At 56.3% G+C, this 15,829-nt stretch carries 12 protein-coding genes and 2 pseudogenes; 3 read left to right on the top strand and 11 right to left on the bottom strand.

Annotated elements, in window-relative coordinates:
• Positions 1–8: 8 nt before the first annotated feature.
• The gene (gene rlmJ / locus FMN52_RS15140; protein ID WP_148609402.1) at positions 9–848 is read right to left on the bottom strand and encodes a 23S rRNA (adenine(2030)-N(6))-methyltransferase RlmJ; all 840 of its coding nucleotides are present in this window, start codon (positions 846–848) and stop codon (positions 9–11) included.
• 191 nt (positions 849–1,039) lie between these two features.
• On the opposite strand from rlmJ, the gene FMN52_RS15135 reads away from it, so the two are divergent.
• Positions 1,040–2,353: an MFS transporter gene (locus FMN52_RS15135; protein WP_148609401.1), complete on the top strand. Its 1,314-nt coding sequence runs from the start codon at positions 1,040–1,042 to the stop codon at positions 2,351–2,353.
• A 53-nt stretch (positions 2,354–2,406) separates the two neighbouring features.
• Here the strand turns inward: FMN52_RS15135 and FMN52_RS20115 are convergent.
• From FMN52_RS20115 to FMN52_RS15100, 8 genes and pseudogenes are all read right to left on the bottom strand, one after another.
• Positions 2,407–3,246 (bottom strand): annotated as a pseudogene (locus FMN52_RS20115) (thrombospondin type 3 repeat-containing protein); the annotation flags it as partial.
• Positions 3,247–3,349: 103 nt separating this feature from the next.
• A pseudogene (locus FMN52_RS20110) lies at positions 3,350–3,882 on the bottom strand (thrombospondin type 3 repeat-containing protein); the annotation flags it as partial.
• A gap of 31 nt (positions 3,883–3,913) precedes the next feature.
• The gene (locus FMN52_RS15125) at positions 3,914–4,984 is read right to left on the bottom strand and encodes an OmpA family protein (RefSeq protein WP_148609399.1); all 1,071 of its coding nucleotides are present in this window, start codon (positions 4,982–4,984) and stop codon (positions 3,914–3,916) included.
• Between the two features lie 322 nt (positions 4,985–5,306).
• On the bottom strand, positions 5,307–5,672 hold the full coding sequence (locus FMN52_RS15120; RefSeq protein WP_148609398.1) for a hypothetical protein: 366 nt from the start codon (positions 5,670–5,672) through the stop codon (positions 5,307–5,309).
• 68 nt (positions 5,673–5,740) lie between these two features.
• A complete protein-coding gene (locus tag FMN52_RS15115; RefSeq protein ID WP_148609397.1) occupies positions 5,741–7,381 on the bottom strand; it encodes a methyl-accepting chemotaxis protein in 1,641 nt (546 codons plus the stop codon).
• A 218-nt stretch (positions 7,382–7,599) separates the two neighbouring features.
• The gene (locus FMN52_RS15110; RefSeq protein ID WP_148609396.1) at positions 7,600–9,621 is read right to left on the bottom strand and encodes a PhoX family phosphatase; all 2,022 of its coding nucleotides are present in this window, start codon (positions 9,619–9,621) and stop codon (positions 7,600–7,602) included.
• Positions 9,622–9,800: 179 nt separating this feature from the next.
• The gene (locus tag FMN52_RS15105) at positions 9,801–10,097 is read right to left on the bottom strand and encodes a DUF4175 domain-containing protein (protein ID WP_148609395.1); all 297 of its coding nucleotides are present in this window, start codon (positions 10,095–10,097) and stop codon (positions 9,801–9,803) included.
• Positions 10,098–10,187: 90 nt separating this feature from the next.
• Entirely contained in the window at positions 10,188–10,439 is a 252-nt protein-coding gene (locus tag FMN52_RS15100) for a hypothetical protein (protein WP_148609394.1), read from the bottom strand.
• Positions 10,440–10,651: 212 nt separating this feature from the next.
• On the opposite strand from FMN52_RS15100, the gene FMN52_RS15095 reads away from it, so the two are divergent.
• The gene (locus FMN52_RS15095) at positions 10,652–11,920 is read left to right on the top strand and encodes an alkane 1-monooxygenase (RefSeq protein WP_148609393.1); all 1,269 of its coding nucleotides are present in this window, start codon (positions 10,652–10,654) and stop codon (positions 11,918–11,920) included.
• A 199-nt stretch (positions 11,921–12,119) separates the two neighbouring features.
• On the opposite strand, the gene FMN52_RS15090 is transcribed toward FMN52_RS15095, so the two are convergent.
• Both FMN52_RS15090 and FMN52_RS15085 read right to left on the bottom strand, forming a co-directional pair.
• Positions 12,120–12,899 carry a crotonase/enoyl-CoA hydratase family protein gene (locus FMN52_RS15090; RefSeq protein WP_148609392.1) on the bottom strand — a complete coding sequence of 260 codons (780 nt, stop codon included), beginning with the start codon at positions 12,897–12,899 and terminating at the stop codon, positions 12,120–12,122.
• Positions 12,899–14,701: an acyl-CoA dehydrogenase gene (locus FMN52_RS15085; protein WP_148609391.1), complete on the bottom strand. Its 1,803-nt coding sequence runs from the start codon at positions 14,699–14,701 to the stop codon at positions 12,899–12,901. Before FMN52_RS15085 ends, FMN52_RS15090 begins: the two co-directional genes overlap by 1 nt.
• 114 nt (positions 14,702–14,815) lie before the next feature.
• On the opposite strand from FMN52_RS15085, the gene FMN52_RS15080 reads away from it, so the two are divergent.
• A complete protein-coding gene (locus tag FMN52_RS15080; protein WP_148609390.1) occupies positions 14,816–15,811 on the top strand; it encodes a GlxA family transcriptional regulator in 996 nt (331 codons plus the stop codon).
• Positions 15,812–15,829: the final 18 nt, after the last annotated feature.

Genomic DNA, 15,829 nt, shown 5'->3' with positions numbered 1-15,829 from the left:
CGCTCCAACTACTCCGGAACCAGCCAACCAATATCATGTGACAGATTCAAGACATCCGGCCCGGCAACGTCGTTCATCATTGCGGATAACCGGGAATCAAAGCCCCAGGGCGGATTAACCACCAGCATGCCTGATCCGATCATACCTCGCTCTGGCGGATTTTCCAGATGCACCTCACTGCACAGTATCTTGCGTACTTCAGAATCCCTGACCGCGTCTTTCAACTGCTCCTGAAGGCCACTGGTGAGTATGGGATACCAGACAAGATAAACCCCATGACGGCACTTTTGCCATGCTTTTCCCACGGTTTCGGCGACCTCTACGTAATCAGATTTGATCTCGTAAGAGGGATCAATGAGTGTTAGCAAACGCGGCTGTTTCGGTGGTAGCTGACTGAGCAGCCCCCCCAGGCCATCCTGCCTGACCACGCGAATGGGAGCCTCGGAAGCCCAGCCGGCCAGCTGCTCGCTTTCGGAGGGGTGGAGCTCGAAAAGCGTCAGTGCATCCCCGCCCCGCAGGAAACGCTGGAACCACGCCGGAGACCCCGGGTAAACGGAGAGTTCGCCACTTCCAGCATTGAATCCTGTTAGCACATCCAGAAACGGCTTCCAATCCTCGGAGCGAAGCCGATCTTTGGCACTCCAGAGTTTCTGAACGCCGTCATCGGCTTCTCCGGTTTTTCTGGCCCGTTCACTGCGCAAATCGTAAATGGCGCTTCCGGCATGGGTATCGAAACAGGCGATGCCGGAGTTCTTCGCCTGCATCATGGACAGAACCAATGCCAATGCTCCGTGTTTCTGAACGTCGGCGAAGTTGCCGGCGTGGAAGGCGTGCAGATAACTCAGCATACAGAACAACTCCTTGGTAACCGCGTTATTAGGCCCGATCACCATCGCTTAGGGCAATAGGCCATGGAGACACAAACCTTTTTATGCTGGTCGCTTCATCTGGTCTGATTGCCCGCAACAGCCGTACTCCGGACTCAAGGATACGGGGCCACACTGGTATCCTTTCGAATCATTTTCCGGAGGACAGCGGTTTGCCCGAAAGCAGAAAGGACACCATCGACCAGCTTTACAGTCTGATTGCCAACGAAGAGGACGCGCGGGTCTGTAAAGACATTCCGGAGGAAGCCTGTCGCGAGGTACCCCGTAATTTCTTCCTGATTCTCGCCAGCAACGTCCTGACTAAACTGGGCGACCTGCTGATCAGCCCCAAAACCGTATTGGCCTGGTTAATGAGTGCCATCGGTGCACCCGCCCTGGTGGCCTGGCTGGTGCCGATCCGGGAATCCGGTTCGCTCGTCCCACAGATGGTCATTGCGGCCTGGGTCCGCCGCAAACCTGTTCGCAAGTGGTTCTGGACTCTTGGAAGCTTCGGACAGGCCGCCAGTGTTGTGGCCATGGCGGCCAGCATCTGGTTTTTTGAGGGTTATGCCGCAGGCTCCGGGATCATCGCCGCCCTCATTGTGTTTTCCCTGGCCCGCGGGTTCTGCTCCGTGTCCATGAAAGATGTTCAGGGCAAATGCATTCCGAAAACCCGCCGGGGAAGACTTGGCGGGCTGGCGTCCACCATTGGAGGCACGGCCACGGTTGTGTTGACCGCCCTGCTGTTCTGGGAACGCGGCGACCCGACGATAGCCTTTTATACAGTGCTCCTGCTTCTGGCCGGTGTACTCTGGGTGATTGCCGGTTTTCTGTTTGCCGGAGTGGAAGAGTTTGACGGAGAAACCGGTGGTGGAGGGAACGCCATAAACGAGGCGTTTCAGAGCCTTTCTCTGCTCCGCGATGATGTTCCCTTCCGACATTTCGTGATCACCCGGGCCCTGCTTCTCTGCTCGGCACTGGCGTCGCCCTATTTTGTGGTTCTTGCGCAGCAGGAGTCTGATATCGGTTGGATGCTGGGCGTTTTCCTGCTGGCCAGCAGTCTCGCAAGCTCCCTTAGCGCCAGCTTCTGGGGATGGGCCGCGGACACATCCAGCCGGAGAGTCATGATCCGTGGTGCTGCGATGGCCAGCGGCACCTGCCTGATCGTCGGCATTACCGCCGCTGTCGTTGGTAAAGATATCGGCAGTGTGTGGTTCTATCCGATCGCCTTTTTCGTGCTGAGTATCGCCCACGCGGGTGTCAGGCTGGGGCGTAAAACCTATCTGGTGGATATGGCAGGGGGTAACAAACGCACCGATTACACGGCGGTGAGCAACACGGTTATCGGTGTTCTTTTACTCGTCACCGGTGGCCTCACCGCCCTCATATCAATGATCTCGGCAGTGGCGGTCATCATTGTTCTGGGCCTCATGGGACTGGCGGGCATGCTCAGTGCCATGCGGCTGAAGGAAGTCACCGAAGACTGAAATGAAAAGAGCCGCTTTGGTTGCGGCTCTTTTCATTCTTACCAGCATCTGTATCAGGGCACTGAGACGTCCGTTTTGCTCGCACAAACCGCCTGCACATTAACTTCATTGAGCAAAGACAGTAACGATGGCGCAAACTCAATTTCAACGGAATCAAAGCGCTGCTCTGTCTGGAAAACCAGGAAGCTTGTGTCTGCTCCTCCCAGTAGACCGGACGCACCAAGCAGATCGAGATCCAGCACACCAGCACCAGTGCTCTCTTCCTGAACTTCCCCGTTAAGCCTGGTTCTCACGATCAAATCGCCACCCAACAAGTCAGCCTGCAAAGCCTGAGCACTTTCGCTAAAGGCCACACCAAGAGCATTTGCACCAGAGTAGGCAAAACCTGTGGTCGTCGCGACTCTCAAAGTCACCGTCGAGAGCCCCAACAGGTCGGTGTTCTGCATCGTCGCTACATTGGAGAGATCACTGTCTACCACGTTGCCCGGAGACTGGACGTCGCAAAGCAGCCCCAGGCCGAGCAGGCAACCGGACAGATCTTTTGACGCCTCGGCTGACAGGTCTGAGTCGGTGGCGAGTATGGGTGTAAACTGCTCACCGTTAATTCCGCAGGCATACTCTGCATCGTTTACAAGATCGCAGGCATCTCCGATGCCGTCACCATCGGTATCGGACTGATCGGAGTTGGAGACTCTCGGACAATTGTCTAGAGACTGACCGATTGCGTCTTCGTTATTGATACCGTCACCATCTACATCAGAATCACAGACGTCGCCGCTACCGTCCCCGTCAAGATCCTCCTGCCCGGGATTCGCTATGGCAGGACAGTTATCGGCGCCGTCCGGAATACCATCGCTGTCGCCATCATTTTCACAGGCGTCGCCAACGCCATCACCATCAGCATCATCCTGACTGACGTTTGCTACCAGAGGACAGTTATCGCCTCCGTCAGCGGTATTTATAACAGTGAACTTCCCGTCGCCCTCGTCGGCTTTATCAGCAACTGTATCGCCATCGGCATCCGTGTCGCAGGCGTCTCCGCTAGCGTCTGAATCAAGATCAGATTGACCATCGTTCGGCACCAAAGGGCAATTGTCTCCTCCGCTGGAAGCTGCCAATGCGGAGAAACTCCCGTCTCCATTATCTACCTTGTCGTCAACGCCGTCGCCGTCAGCATCGGTGTCACAAACGTCGCCAAACAGATCTGAATCCCGGTTCGCCTGATCGCTATTAGCAATATCGGGACAATTATCCGCGCTATTCAGGATGCCATCGCTGTCCAGATCATTTGACGTGCCTACGTCAGTATCGCAAGCGTCATCGATCCCGTCAGCGTCGGCATCTACGCCGGTATTGGCAACATTAGGGCAGGAATCCTGATTGTCGGGAACGCCATCCTGATCTGCATCAAATACCGTCGTGCCACCATCGGAGCCGGAATCATCAGCTAACTCTGCTGGGCTGCTGTCGGACCGGCATCCCGTTAAGCCGAAGACAAGAGCAACCAGAACTACCAAGGACCATCGCATTGTTATTGAAGTCATTTTTTTCATCCCACGCTCACTCGGAAATCACGTTGAACTCGACACGACGATTGCGCTCTCGCCCTTCGTCGGTTCCATTACTCCGGATTGGTTTGGCTTCGCCATATCCCTCGGCTTCCAATCGTTCCGGAGCTACTCCCAGATCGATCAGGTAGTTGCGAACAGAGTCAGCCCGTTCCTGGGAAAGCTTGAGGTTATAGCTCTCCGCCCCAACGCTGTCTGTGTGCCCCGCAAGTTCAACCCGAAGATCAGGCTGTCCCTTCAGGGCATCCGCGGTCTTAACCAGGATGTCCTTTGCATTGGCCGTCAGGCGAGCAGAATTAAACTCGAACGAAACTCCCAGCAAAACAACGCTCTGCTCCTGGTCAGTCGCCACACAGCCAACCGAGTTCACCTGTAGCCCTTTGAGCGTGTTAGGGCATTGATCAACGCCATCAACCACCCCGTCCGCATCTGAATCAGCCATGCCGACAAGCTTCTCTTTCTCCACAACCACTGGTTTCTCGATGTACTGGATCTTTTCGACAACGTGGCGCTGTGTAGCCCCCAGAGGGAGGGTTATTCCGGCTGAAAGGTGGACATCTGAAAGGCCATCGTCAAAGGAGTCGTACAGATACCTGACCTCGGCGCGGAACCTCAAACCGAAGTCAGTAGTGGGCGACGTCAGAAAACCCACACCGAGATTCCCGTAACCGCCAATTTCACTGTCGTCATGATTAGCTACATCGTTTCTGGAGACGCCAATCCCGGCGAGTGCAAAAGGCGTAAAACCTTTGTTTCGAAACAGTCGATAGGACATATCGATACCAGCAGCTTGCTGGTAATAGTCGGTCAATCCGGTACGCCCTGTTTCGAAGACACCGGCAGAAACAGTTGGCTCCAGCCACCAGTATTCTCCAAGTTGTTTACCGTAGCTGACTCTGAATGCCGTGCCGTATTCATCCGTTCGATCATCATCTGGGATGATGTAAGACCCCATGATCGACAGGTCGTTTCGATATTCCAGCGTCTCTGCCTGAATTCCTGTTGACGCTAAAACCAGCAACAGGATTGGAATTGGTGTTGAAAGTGTTGGTGCTCTGCTCATGCCTGCATCCTTCTTTTTTTTATTGCCATTGCCACCGCGCGCCTTTTAAAAGGAAGCTCAGATCAATGCGAAAGGAGATTAGGAAAGCTCAGCAGGCCAAACCTTGGCCGAAATTGCCGGGATTTGCGTCAGAAATGACACCGCATAGGGAAGGAAGGCATTAGCTTGAAAACAAAGTGAAAGGAAAAACTTTAGTTTTCAGGCATATATTTAAAACCAATATGAATAATGAGGGTGGACCATTGTTTCCATCGGTTTCTCTTTATACGAGAAAATTTACATTGTCTAACAGTTCCACAAGAGAAGGAACTCTTGAAAACACTCAGGAGGGCGCCTTGCCATCATTCAGGGCCAGGGCGCCTTTAACGACCCGGTAGATGATCCAGATAGAAATACCAAGGAGAATAAACCAGCCGATGATAATCGGCGTTGTCACTATGCCAATCACGGTCCAGAGCAGGCCGATCCAGAAGGTGCGAATCTGCCAGCGGAAATGACGCTCCACCCAGGTGTTACGGACATCGTCCAGTTTGACGTAATTGATAATCACGCCAACCAGACCGGTAATCCCACCGACGAAAAACGACAATGCCTGAAGGATGTAGACCACCACCGCAAGATTGCGGGCCGGGTCTGACCGACGGGATGCGGGATCCGAATCGGCGGGTATGAACTCCGGTTCACTCAAGACAACTCTCCTCTCGGGCTAATCACCGGAGTCTATCACAGCTATTACAGGCGGAAATCCCGCAGCAGTCAGTGATTGTCCGGACGATACCCAACCCGGAAACCACCCCAGTGCTTGCCGTTTACAAAGATCGGCACCGAGAGGTCGTGCATGATCTCCCCGGTATCCCGGCGATAGGTTTGCAACAGCATGTCCTCGGTATGCTGACCGCAACGAATACCGGTGCGGTCATTGAACAGCCGCTTGCTCCGGCTCTTCACCAGATCCACCTTCGGATCTCCGGTCGGAGCGTGGGCGAAATCGCGATTGTGGGTCGGCACATACCCGTCCGGGGCCGCAGCGATAGCAAAGACAATGGCCTCATGGGCATTCTTCACCTGCTCCTGGATGGTCGGCAGGTATTGATCGGTAAACTTATCGAAGCTGCTGGAGTACTTTGGCGGGTGCGTGTTCGAAATCGGGTTACGGGTCTTGTCGAATAGCGCGCTTTCCGAGAGCTTGCCATCCCTGATTGCCTGCTCGAACATCTGGCCAATCTGGTCAGCGCCCGCTCGAGCCTGATCAAAGAAGGGCCGGTGATAACTGACTTCGCTGTTTAACGCGAATGAGGCATTGGCTTTTTCCGCCAGTTCCATCAACGTAGCGGCCTGCTCCGCTAGCGAGGAAACACTGGTGTCGCTCTCGGAAATCTGGTCACGAACCGTTTCAATAGCGGAGAACACCTGGGCAAGGCTCTGCTCATTGTTCTGGTCAATTTCAGCAATACGGGCGACCTGCTGCTGCACCCGTTCAGACTGATCGCTGATCTGCTCCAACCGCTCCCCAACACTTTCCACGGAGGTCAGTCCCTCTTCAATGCTGCGGGCAAGGTCTTCGATTCGGGACACGATCAGAGTGGTATCGGACCGTATTTCCTCCAGGGTTTCCGCCACTTCCCCTGTCGCCTGAGCCGTTCGACCTGCCAACTGGCGCACTTCATCGGCTACCACTGCAAAACCGCGACCCTGATCACCTGCCCTGGCCGCCTCGATGGCAGCATTGAGGGCAAGCAGGTTGGTCTGTTCAGCGATTCCCTGGATTGTGGTGGTTACACCCTGGATCTTGTTGGACTTCTCGTTCAACTCCTGGATCAGCCTAAGGTTCTCCCCGGACTGCTGATGCACCGCCCGCACACTGTCGATGGCCGAGATCAGGGCTTCACGACCCTCGGTACTCACCTGCTTGTTCTGCAGCGCCATAGTGGCTGCATCGGTGGCCTGTTCTGAGGATTCCCGAACAGTCTCGGTAATTTGGCCGGCGTAATCAGCCATCTGGGCGGTCTCTTCAACCTGGCGGTCCAACCGGAGCTTCAGTTGATCGGCCGCGAAAGACACCTGGGCAGCGGAAATGGCATTTCGATCAGCACTTCCGGAAAGGGTTTCCACCAGAGCGCGCCCTGCCCTGGCGTCGGCAAGCAGTTGGCGGCACTGGGTCTGTAGCGGATGATTCTCGGCCAGGCTGCCGTCATTCAGAGCCTTGAGGCCCCGCTCCGTAGGCTCCAAAACCCGAACAATCAGGAAGCCACCAGCGGCTATGAGGCCGATGACGAACCCAATAAGAATCGGGGCGATTTCTAGACCTAACACCGGCGCCACCACTGCACAGATGACAGCAAGAACAACGGCAAACGCCCCCCCCCATAAGACTGAAGCTCGATCCAGCAACCCCATAAAAACCTCTTCTTTTTTGTTTCTACTGCAAACATGTTGTTATTGAAGGCCATTGTGGAGACTAAAGAATTGACATGAGTTAATAACTGATACTTTAGTGCATATAACACAGTTATCGGCGGGCGCGGGTATTTCTGAAACAAAAAACCGCAAACCCGACGCACTCTGTTACCGAGTGGCCGGGTTTGCGGTGTTCAGATGGTAATTTCGGCGTTGGCTCAGGCGCCAATCACGCCAGCGTCATCACGCGTAACAATCACGGTTGCATCGCGTGGACGCGGATCGCTGGAGTCCGGCCAGTTGCCCTCTGGGTGCTGAATATTGACGAACATAGTCTTCACATCCGGTGTGGAAACGACACCCGTAACCTCACAACCCTGGGGACCTACAAAGAAGCGCTTGATTTCGCGGGTCTCCGGGTTGGCGGCCAGCATCATGTTGTTCTGATACGGCGCGGCATCAGAGCCGTCGGTCTGGATCCAGAGTCGACCGTTGTAGTCGAACCAGAGGCCATCCGGGCTGTTGAAGATGTTGTCGTCGGTGAGTGAGACGATGACCTCGTCATCCACCACGGTTTCCGTACCCTGCTCGCCGGCAAAGACGAAGATATCCCAGTCAAAGCTGGTAGCGGTGTGGTCGTTGCCTTCCTCGCTCCAACGAATGATATGGCCAGTGCGGTTGATTTCATTGGGGTTGGCGGCATTAACACCGTCATAACCATCCTTGCCACGGTTGGAGTTGTTTGTAAGGGTGAAATAAACCTGACCTGAGTTCGGGTCGACGGCACCCCACTCTGGCCGATCCATCGTTGTCGCTCCAGCAATGTCAGCCGCCAGGCGAGTGTTCAGCAAAACATCAGCCTGGTTCTGGAAACCGTCAAACTGGATATCCCCCACCATGTTGCCTTGCGCGGCAGCAACCTTGGCTGCAAAGTCTGCATCGTCCAGATCCAGAGATAACCAATCACCCGAGCCATCCTCATTGAAGCGGGCCACGTAAAGAGTACCTTCATCAAGCAGGTAACCACCGGCCGTCGCAGCGTAGTACGGCTTAGACGAAACGAACTTGTAGATGTATTCAAAGCGGGAATCGTCACCTGAGTAGCAAACCACCGGCTCACCTTCCTTGGCCGGCGCGAAGATAACACCTTCATGGCCGAAACGGCCGAGGGCAGTGCGCTTTTGAGGCTTACTCTCCGGAGTGAACGGATCGATTTCGACCATGAATCCATAGGTATTGGCTTCATTACGGTAGTCATCAACTGCAGATGCGCCTGTCGGCGTCACATTGAAGCGAACGTACTGGTCCGCACCGCTGTCGGCAAGCTCCCAGTCGTAGCGGGAAGTCTCATCAACTCCATGGCGCACTTGCTCACGTGGGCGGTCTGCATCTGTATTCTTGAAGTAGCCGTGCCAGTTTTCCTCAGCAGCCAGGTACGTTCCCCAGGGCGTCGGACCCATGGCACAGTTGTTGAGGGTTCCGCGGGTCTCGGTGGCGTCCGGGCTGTACTTGGTTATCAGCTTGCTGTAACCGCGAACCGGGCCGCGGATGTCCATTTCGGTGTTACCGGTGATGCGACGGTTGAAGGGGCTGCCAAAGACGATGTCCCACTTGCCATTGGTGTCACGCTTGATGTGCACGACAGAAACACCGTGGGCTGCGATTTCCTTGCGAACCTCATCCGCAGGACGGACTCCACCATTATCTGTTGCTTTGGTGGCGCCATTAGCATGCAACGCGCCCTGGTTGATGTACTCATGGTTCATCACCAGAAGACCTTCGCTGGAGCTGTTACCGCCAGCTTTCAGATCGATCGGGAAGAAGTGCACGCCATCATGGTGCATACCCATCTGCTGCTCCTGCTCAGCACCGGTATTCGTGCCATCAGGTTTGTATTCAGGGTAGGAACCGGTAATGGGGGTGCCCCAGGGAAGAAACGCTTCTGAAGAGTAGCCCTCAGGAACGACCACCTCATTTGCCGTGGAGGTCGGTACAGCCTTGAAGCCAATATCCGTGCTGGACACATTGCTGCTTGTGGTGCTGTCGTTGCTATCGCTGCCACAACCAGCCAGCCCCAGACCCATCACACTGGCAAGAGCAGCACCAACGCTGCCTTTCATCACAGTGCGCCGTTGCATGCGCGCAGCCAGGACCTGGTGGAAGGGGGTGTTTTCAGCGTGGTTAACTACCGGCTCGTAGTTGGGATCCAGGTAATTGGGATCAAGGTCATGCTTAGCCATGTTGTTGCCTCTCTCAAAGAACAGCGGGTCGATGTTGTTGAGAGGCCAGTTTCGGCGGGAAATGTGACAGTAATCGTAAGGTTAGAAGACAAATGCGTTAACGTTATCTTACATGGGCGAACAATGAAGCGCTGACCGCCCCCAAACACCATGGTTCAGCGGGCGGCCAGACCACTCAGTTACTGCTGGGTGGCTTCTTCGTAGCCTTCTTCGATGGAATCGCCTGCTTCTTCAGCGGCATCAGTCATGGCATCACCAGCTTCCTCTGCGCCTTCCTGCAACTCGCCCATGGCACTTTCGTCCTGGCCAGTTGCCTCTTCAACGGCTTCCTCTGTGGAATCGGCCGCGTCCTCCATCATGTCTCCGGCGTTATCCGCAGCCTGCTCGACATCCACCCCCTCGTTGTCTTCCGAACTGCAGGCAGCAAGGCCAAGTGTCAGAACCATCAATAGCGCACTCAGTGTGAGCTTGTTCATACCATATCCCTCTGTTGGTAAGTATTTACAGCGAAGCACAGAGTACGGCCGGGTCGGACCCAAGGCAATTACCGGTCGATTACCCTTTCGTTAACCGGCGCTGTCAGAGAGCAACTGGCCATCAATGGTAATCACGTGATCAAACGGAAGCATGGTACCCCGCCCGAGCAGCAAAAAGTCCCGACCGGCCCGGCTGAAGAGGTCGCGAATGACATCATGAACCATGCAGATCTGACCGGCACTGTCCCGGTAGACCACCTCAGTGAGCCTGCCGGAAGACAGGTACTCCCGAAGTATCCCCTGAACAGAGTACGAGGCGGTCGCAGACGAAGGATTAGGCATGGCTGATTCTTCCTTGTGATCAAGCTCTTCTTATCTGGGGAGCCTCGGAATAACGCCGGGGCCCTCGCTGAGTCTGGCCCAGAAATCCGCTTTCTGCCAAAGAAATGCCATTTGTCATTTCGAGCCAAGGTTCTTACCGATCCTGGACGGCCGTTGCATTGTTGGATTGTCCGACATAAATTTCAGATACGCGCACCGAACGGGAGAGAACAATGAACGCCAAAACCCCAGACCATCTGCAATCAAACCAGATCACTTCACCTGCCGGAAAAGACTCCACTGGCAAATGGAAAGACCCGAAACGCTACATGTGGTTACTAGGCCCAGCTCTGCCGGGCATCGGACTGGCCGCTCTGACCGGTTACGCCGTGGCCCCAAAAAAACTGAAGGCCCTGGCCTGGACCGGCCCGGCGCTGGTGCACGGCATCATTCCTGCCCTGGACCGGGCTATTGGAGAGGACCAGAGCAATCCACCGGAGTCTGCTGTCAAGACACTGGAGCAGGACAAATACTACGACCGGATCGTGAAGGCGTTTATTCCGACCCAGTACGCCATGACTTTTATGGGTGCCTGGCTTGCCAGCCGCAAAAACACCCCGCTGGACGACAAGATAGGATTGACGCTGACAGTTGGCGCCATCAATGGCGTAGGGATCAACACGGCCCATGAGCTGGGCCACAAATCCAACAAACTGAACAAGTTGCTGGCGATGGCAGCCCTCGCCCCCACCGGCTACACCCACTTCGTTGTCGAGCATAACTTCGGCCATCACAAACGGGTGGCAACGCCGGAGGATCCGGCCAGCAGTCGTATGGGGGAGAGTTTCTGGAAGTTCCTGCCGCGTACGGTGGTGGGTGGTATCAAATCGTCCATCAAGATCGAGAAGGCGAGGCTTGCCCGCAAAGGCAAGAATTTCTGGAGCCTGGACAACGAACTGCTGCAAGGCTGGGCCATGAGCGCTGGCTTCTTTGGCGCAACAACTCTGGTTTGCGGCCCGAGAGCGGTTCCTTTCCTGGCGGCCCAGGCGGTGTATGGTGCCAGCCTGCTGGAAAGTGTGAACTACATTGAGCACTATGGCCTGCTGCGCCAGAAGGACAAGAACGGCCAGTACGAGCGCACCCAGCCCGAGCATAGCTGGAACAGCAACCACATTGTGACCAATTTGTTCCTGTATCAGCTGCAGCGGCATTCAGACCATCACGCTCACCCTCAGCGCAGCTTCCAGGCTCTGAGGCATTTCGAGAAGGCACCACAGTTACCCGGTGGTTATGCCTCGATGCTGCTGCCGGCCTATCTGCCCCAGTGGTGGTACGAAACCATGGATAAGCGGGTGATTGATCACTACGAGGGGGATCTGAGCAAAATCAACTGGGATCCGGATCGGAAGGCGGAGCTGATGGCCAGGTATGCGGACTACGCTGCTGAGGTAGCGGCTGAAGCGAAGGCTCGCCGCGAATCCGGGAAATCCGAGGCTGCCTGAATATAGCCGCCTGCCAGCTCGGGCCCCAACCTTCAGGGTCGAGTGCAGGCGGCCGACCAATCACCCCTGCCGGGAGACGCCGTAAACCCATCCATGGGGGCTTGATCGCAGCATCCATGCTGCTCACACTCCCGGCAGGGGTGATCGGTCAGCCGCAGCCAGTTCTGGTGGGGCAGTCCTTACTGCTGAGGCGCACAGCCTAACGGCCCTTGAACACCGCCTCTCGCCTCTCCAGGAAAGACTGAATCCCTTCTTTGACATCCTCACTGGCCATAACCGGCTGGAGATCCGGGAACAAACGCTGCTTCGCAGCCTCCTGCCCTTCGCTGACAGCAATTTTTGAGGATTTAAGACTGCCCTGGACACCCAGTGGCGCCGCCCTGGCAATTTTCTCGGCAATTTCCAACGCGACGTTAAACTGCTCGCCGGGTTCCACCAGTTCCTGAATCAACCCCCATTGATACGCCTGATCGGCGGTCCACTCATCGCCAGTCAGCAGGTAACGCTGGGCATTGCCCCAGCCGATTTCACGCTGCAGGCGAATGGTGGCGCCGCCGCAGGCAAAGATGCCGCGCCTTACCTCCAGCTGCGCGAAGCGAGTGCCTTTCGCCGCAACTCGCACGTCGGTGTTCAGCATCATCTCAACGCCGCAGGTGAAACAGATACCCTGGGCGGCAAAGACCACAGGTTTGCTCAGCGACTGACCGGTAATATGGAAGGGGTCCAGTTCACCCTCGCCCGGCTCGATGCCTTTGCCATTGGCAAACACGCCCGCCCAGTCGTCCAGTTGCAGGCCGCTGGTGAAGTGGTCGCCTTCAGCGTACATCAGGCCGACCCTTAGCTCAGGGTCATTTTCCAGCTGGTAATACGCCGCCGCGATCTGGTGGTACATCTCGCGGTTCATGGCGTTCATTTTTTCCGGGCGGTTGAGACCAATCAACAGGATATGGCCCTTCTTTTCGACGTTAACCAAAGCCATCAGAACCACTCCGATTTCATGTTCAGGCAGGTATCGTCCTGATTGCGTAGCAGCACCAGATCCTGAGCCACTGTTGGCAACTCCCAGTGGAAGAAGTACTGGGCCGCCTGCAGTTTGCCCTGGTAGAAGTTGCGCTCGTCATCGGTGTTCGCCGAACCCAGGGCGTGAGCTGCAGCGTTGGCCTGACGCAGCCACATCCAGGCCACCATAATGTGTCCGAACAGGTGCAGGTAGCAGGAGGCGTTGGCCAGGGTTTTATCGGGGTCGCCTTCCATGAGGGATTTACCCAAACTCTGGGTGACTTTTACCGCCTGCTGCAGGGTTTCGCTCAGAGACAGCGCCCACTGCTGGCAGCGATCGGTGGTGGCTGCCTGCAGATCCACCTGCATTTCCTGCATCAGCAGTTGCAGGCCGTGGCTCTGATCCTGCCAGATCTTCCGACCCAACAGGTCGAGGGCCTGGATACCGTTGGTGCCCTCGTGAATCGGGTTCAGGCGGTTGTCACGCCAGCATTGCTCCGCCGGATACTCCCGGGTGTAACCCGCGCCACCATAGACTTGAATGGCCAGGTCGTTGGCCTTGGGGCCGTATTCGGATGGCCAGGCCTTGATGACCGGAGTTAGCAGGTCCAGTAGCTTTCCGGCTTCCTGGCGCTTCTGTTCGTCCGGATGGGTATGCTGGTCATCCATCAGTCGGGCGCCGTAGAGGCAGAGAGCCAGACCACCCTCGCTGTAGGCTTTCTGGGCCAGCAGCATACGACGGACATCGGCGTGATCAATGATAGGCACCTGTGGGGATTCCGGGTTCTTCTCGCTGGCCTTGCGGCCCTGCAGCCGGTCTTTGGCGTATTCCAGGCTGTGCATGTACCCACGATAACCGATTACGGCAGCGCCGAATCCGACGCCAACCCGCGCCTCATTCATCATCTGGAACATGTACTTCAGGCCTTGATGAGGTTCGCCAACCAGATAGCCGTGGCAGGGAGCATCATCACCGAAGCTCAGGGCGGTGGAGGTGGTTCCGCGGTAGCCCAGCTTGTGAATCAGGCCAGCGAGGCTGACGCCGTTGCGTTCTGTAGGGTTGCCTTCGTCATCCACCAGAAACTTGGGCACGATGAACAGGGAGATACCTTTCACGCCCGCCGGCGCGCCTTTGATCTTGGCCAACACCATGTGAACGATGTTGTCAGTGATGGACTGCTCGCCACCGGAGATATAAATCTTCGCGCCCTTGATCAGGTAGTGGCCTTCATCTGTGGGCGACGCCGAAGTCCGGATATCCGCGAGGGAGGAACCGGCGTGGGGCTCGGTCAGGGCCATGGTGCCGCTGAAACGACCGCTGAGCATGTTCGGCAGGAAGGTGGCTTTTTGCTGGTCGTTGCCAAAAACCCGGATCAGGTTGGCGGCGGCGGTGGTGAGGAACGGGTAACCCGCGGTACCCGGGTTGGCCGCAGTGAAGAAACCATTGCAAGCGGCCATGACCGATTCAGGCAACTGCATGCCGCCCAGCTCATAGTCATAGCGTCCGGCGATGAAGCCGGCCTGGGCGTATGCATCAAAGGCTTCTTTGACCTGCGGCAGCATCTCGACCTGGCCGTTGACGAACTTTGGTTCGTCCTTGTCGGCGGCGCTGTTATGGGTGGCAAACTTTTCCCGGGCCATCTTGTCGGCGGTTTCAATGACGGCATCGAAGGTGTCGCGGTTGTGTTCGCTGAAGCGCTCGCGGGTGGTGAGGTTTTCGGTATCGAGAACTTCGTAGAGCTGGAACGCCAGGTCGCGGCGGTCGATCAGGGTGTCGGTCATGCTTGGTCTCCTGTTTGTTGTCATTAGCCTCTCACAACTGGTTTTTTCTGGAAACCGGCGTTTATGACATAATTATGGTCAATATTGCCACTGGTGACCTACTTTGGAGAATGTATGCGAACGGTCTCTGTTATCGGTTTTGACGGGGCACTTGCCAGTGCTATCACCGGAATTATTGATCTTTTCCGACTTGCCGGCGTTACCTGGGCGCGGATTAACGATGAAGCGCCGACACCCCGGTTCACAACCCGGCTTCTGACGAAAGACGGAGCCCCCTGTCGCTGCATTAACGGGCTGACCATTCAGCCAGACGGAGCCTGGAATGATCTGCTACCGGGTGGCGACGGCAGTGATCTGGTGGTGATCCCGACTATTGGGGGTCCGATCGAGGTTGTTCTGGCCGGGAATTCGGAACTCATTGAGTGGCTCGGCGCGTTTCGGTCGTCAGACGCCGGGCAGGTCCGGGTGGCCAGTAATTGCACCGGGGCGTTTTTGCTTGCCGAGGCAGGCCTGCTTGATGGTCGTCTGGCGACGACTCACTGGGGGTTTAGTCATCAGTTCCGGCAGCGCTTCCCAACTGTGAACCTGCAGCCGGACAAGCTGGTGACGGTGGACGGCGACATTGCCTGTGCAGGGGGCGGTATGGCCTGGTGGGATCTGGGAATTTACCTGGTAGAAAGATATGCGGGGGCACAGGTCGCGCGGGAGCTGGCGAAAGCGTTTGTAATTGATGCCGGCCGGACCAGTCAGGCGCCCTACAGTGCCCTGCAGGCCCGGCGTTACCACTCCGATGCTGCCATTCTGAAATTACAGGACTGGCTGGACAGCCATTACAGCGAACCGGTAACCCTCCAACGTCTGGCCCTATTGGGCGGATTAACCGAGCGTTCTTTGATTCGCCGCTTCAAGGCGGCAACCGGCGACACGCCAACCGGATACCTGCAGCTGCTGCGGATTGAGGTTGCACGTCAGCATCTGGAGAAATCGCGGTTACCGATTGATGAAATCACCCAGTTAGTGGGGTATGAAGACGTGAGTTCGTTTACTCGGCTGTTTCGTAAACATACTGGACTGTCTCCGGGCGCCTACCGCTCGCGCTTTGTCAGGTAATGCCCGCGCTATCCTGGA

It is taken from the genome of Marinobacter sp. BW6, from assembly GCF_008107725.1.
GTDB lineage: Bacteria > Pseudomonadota > Gammaproteobacteria > Pseudomonadales > Oleiphilaceae > Marinobacter.
This window is presented reverse-complemented; position numbering and strand designations above follow the sequence as displayed.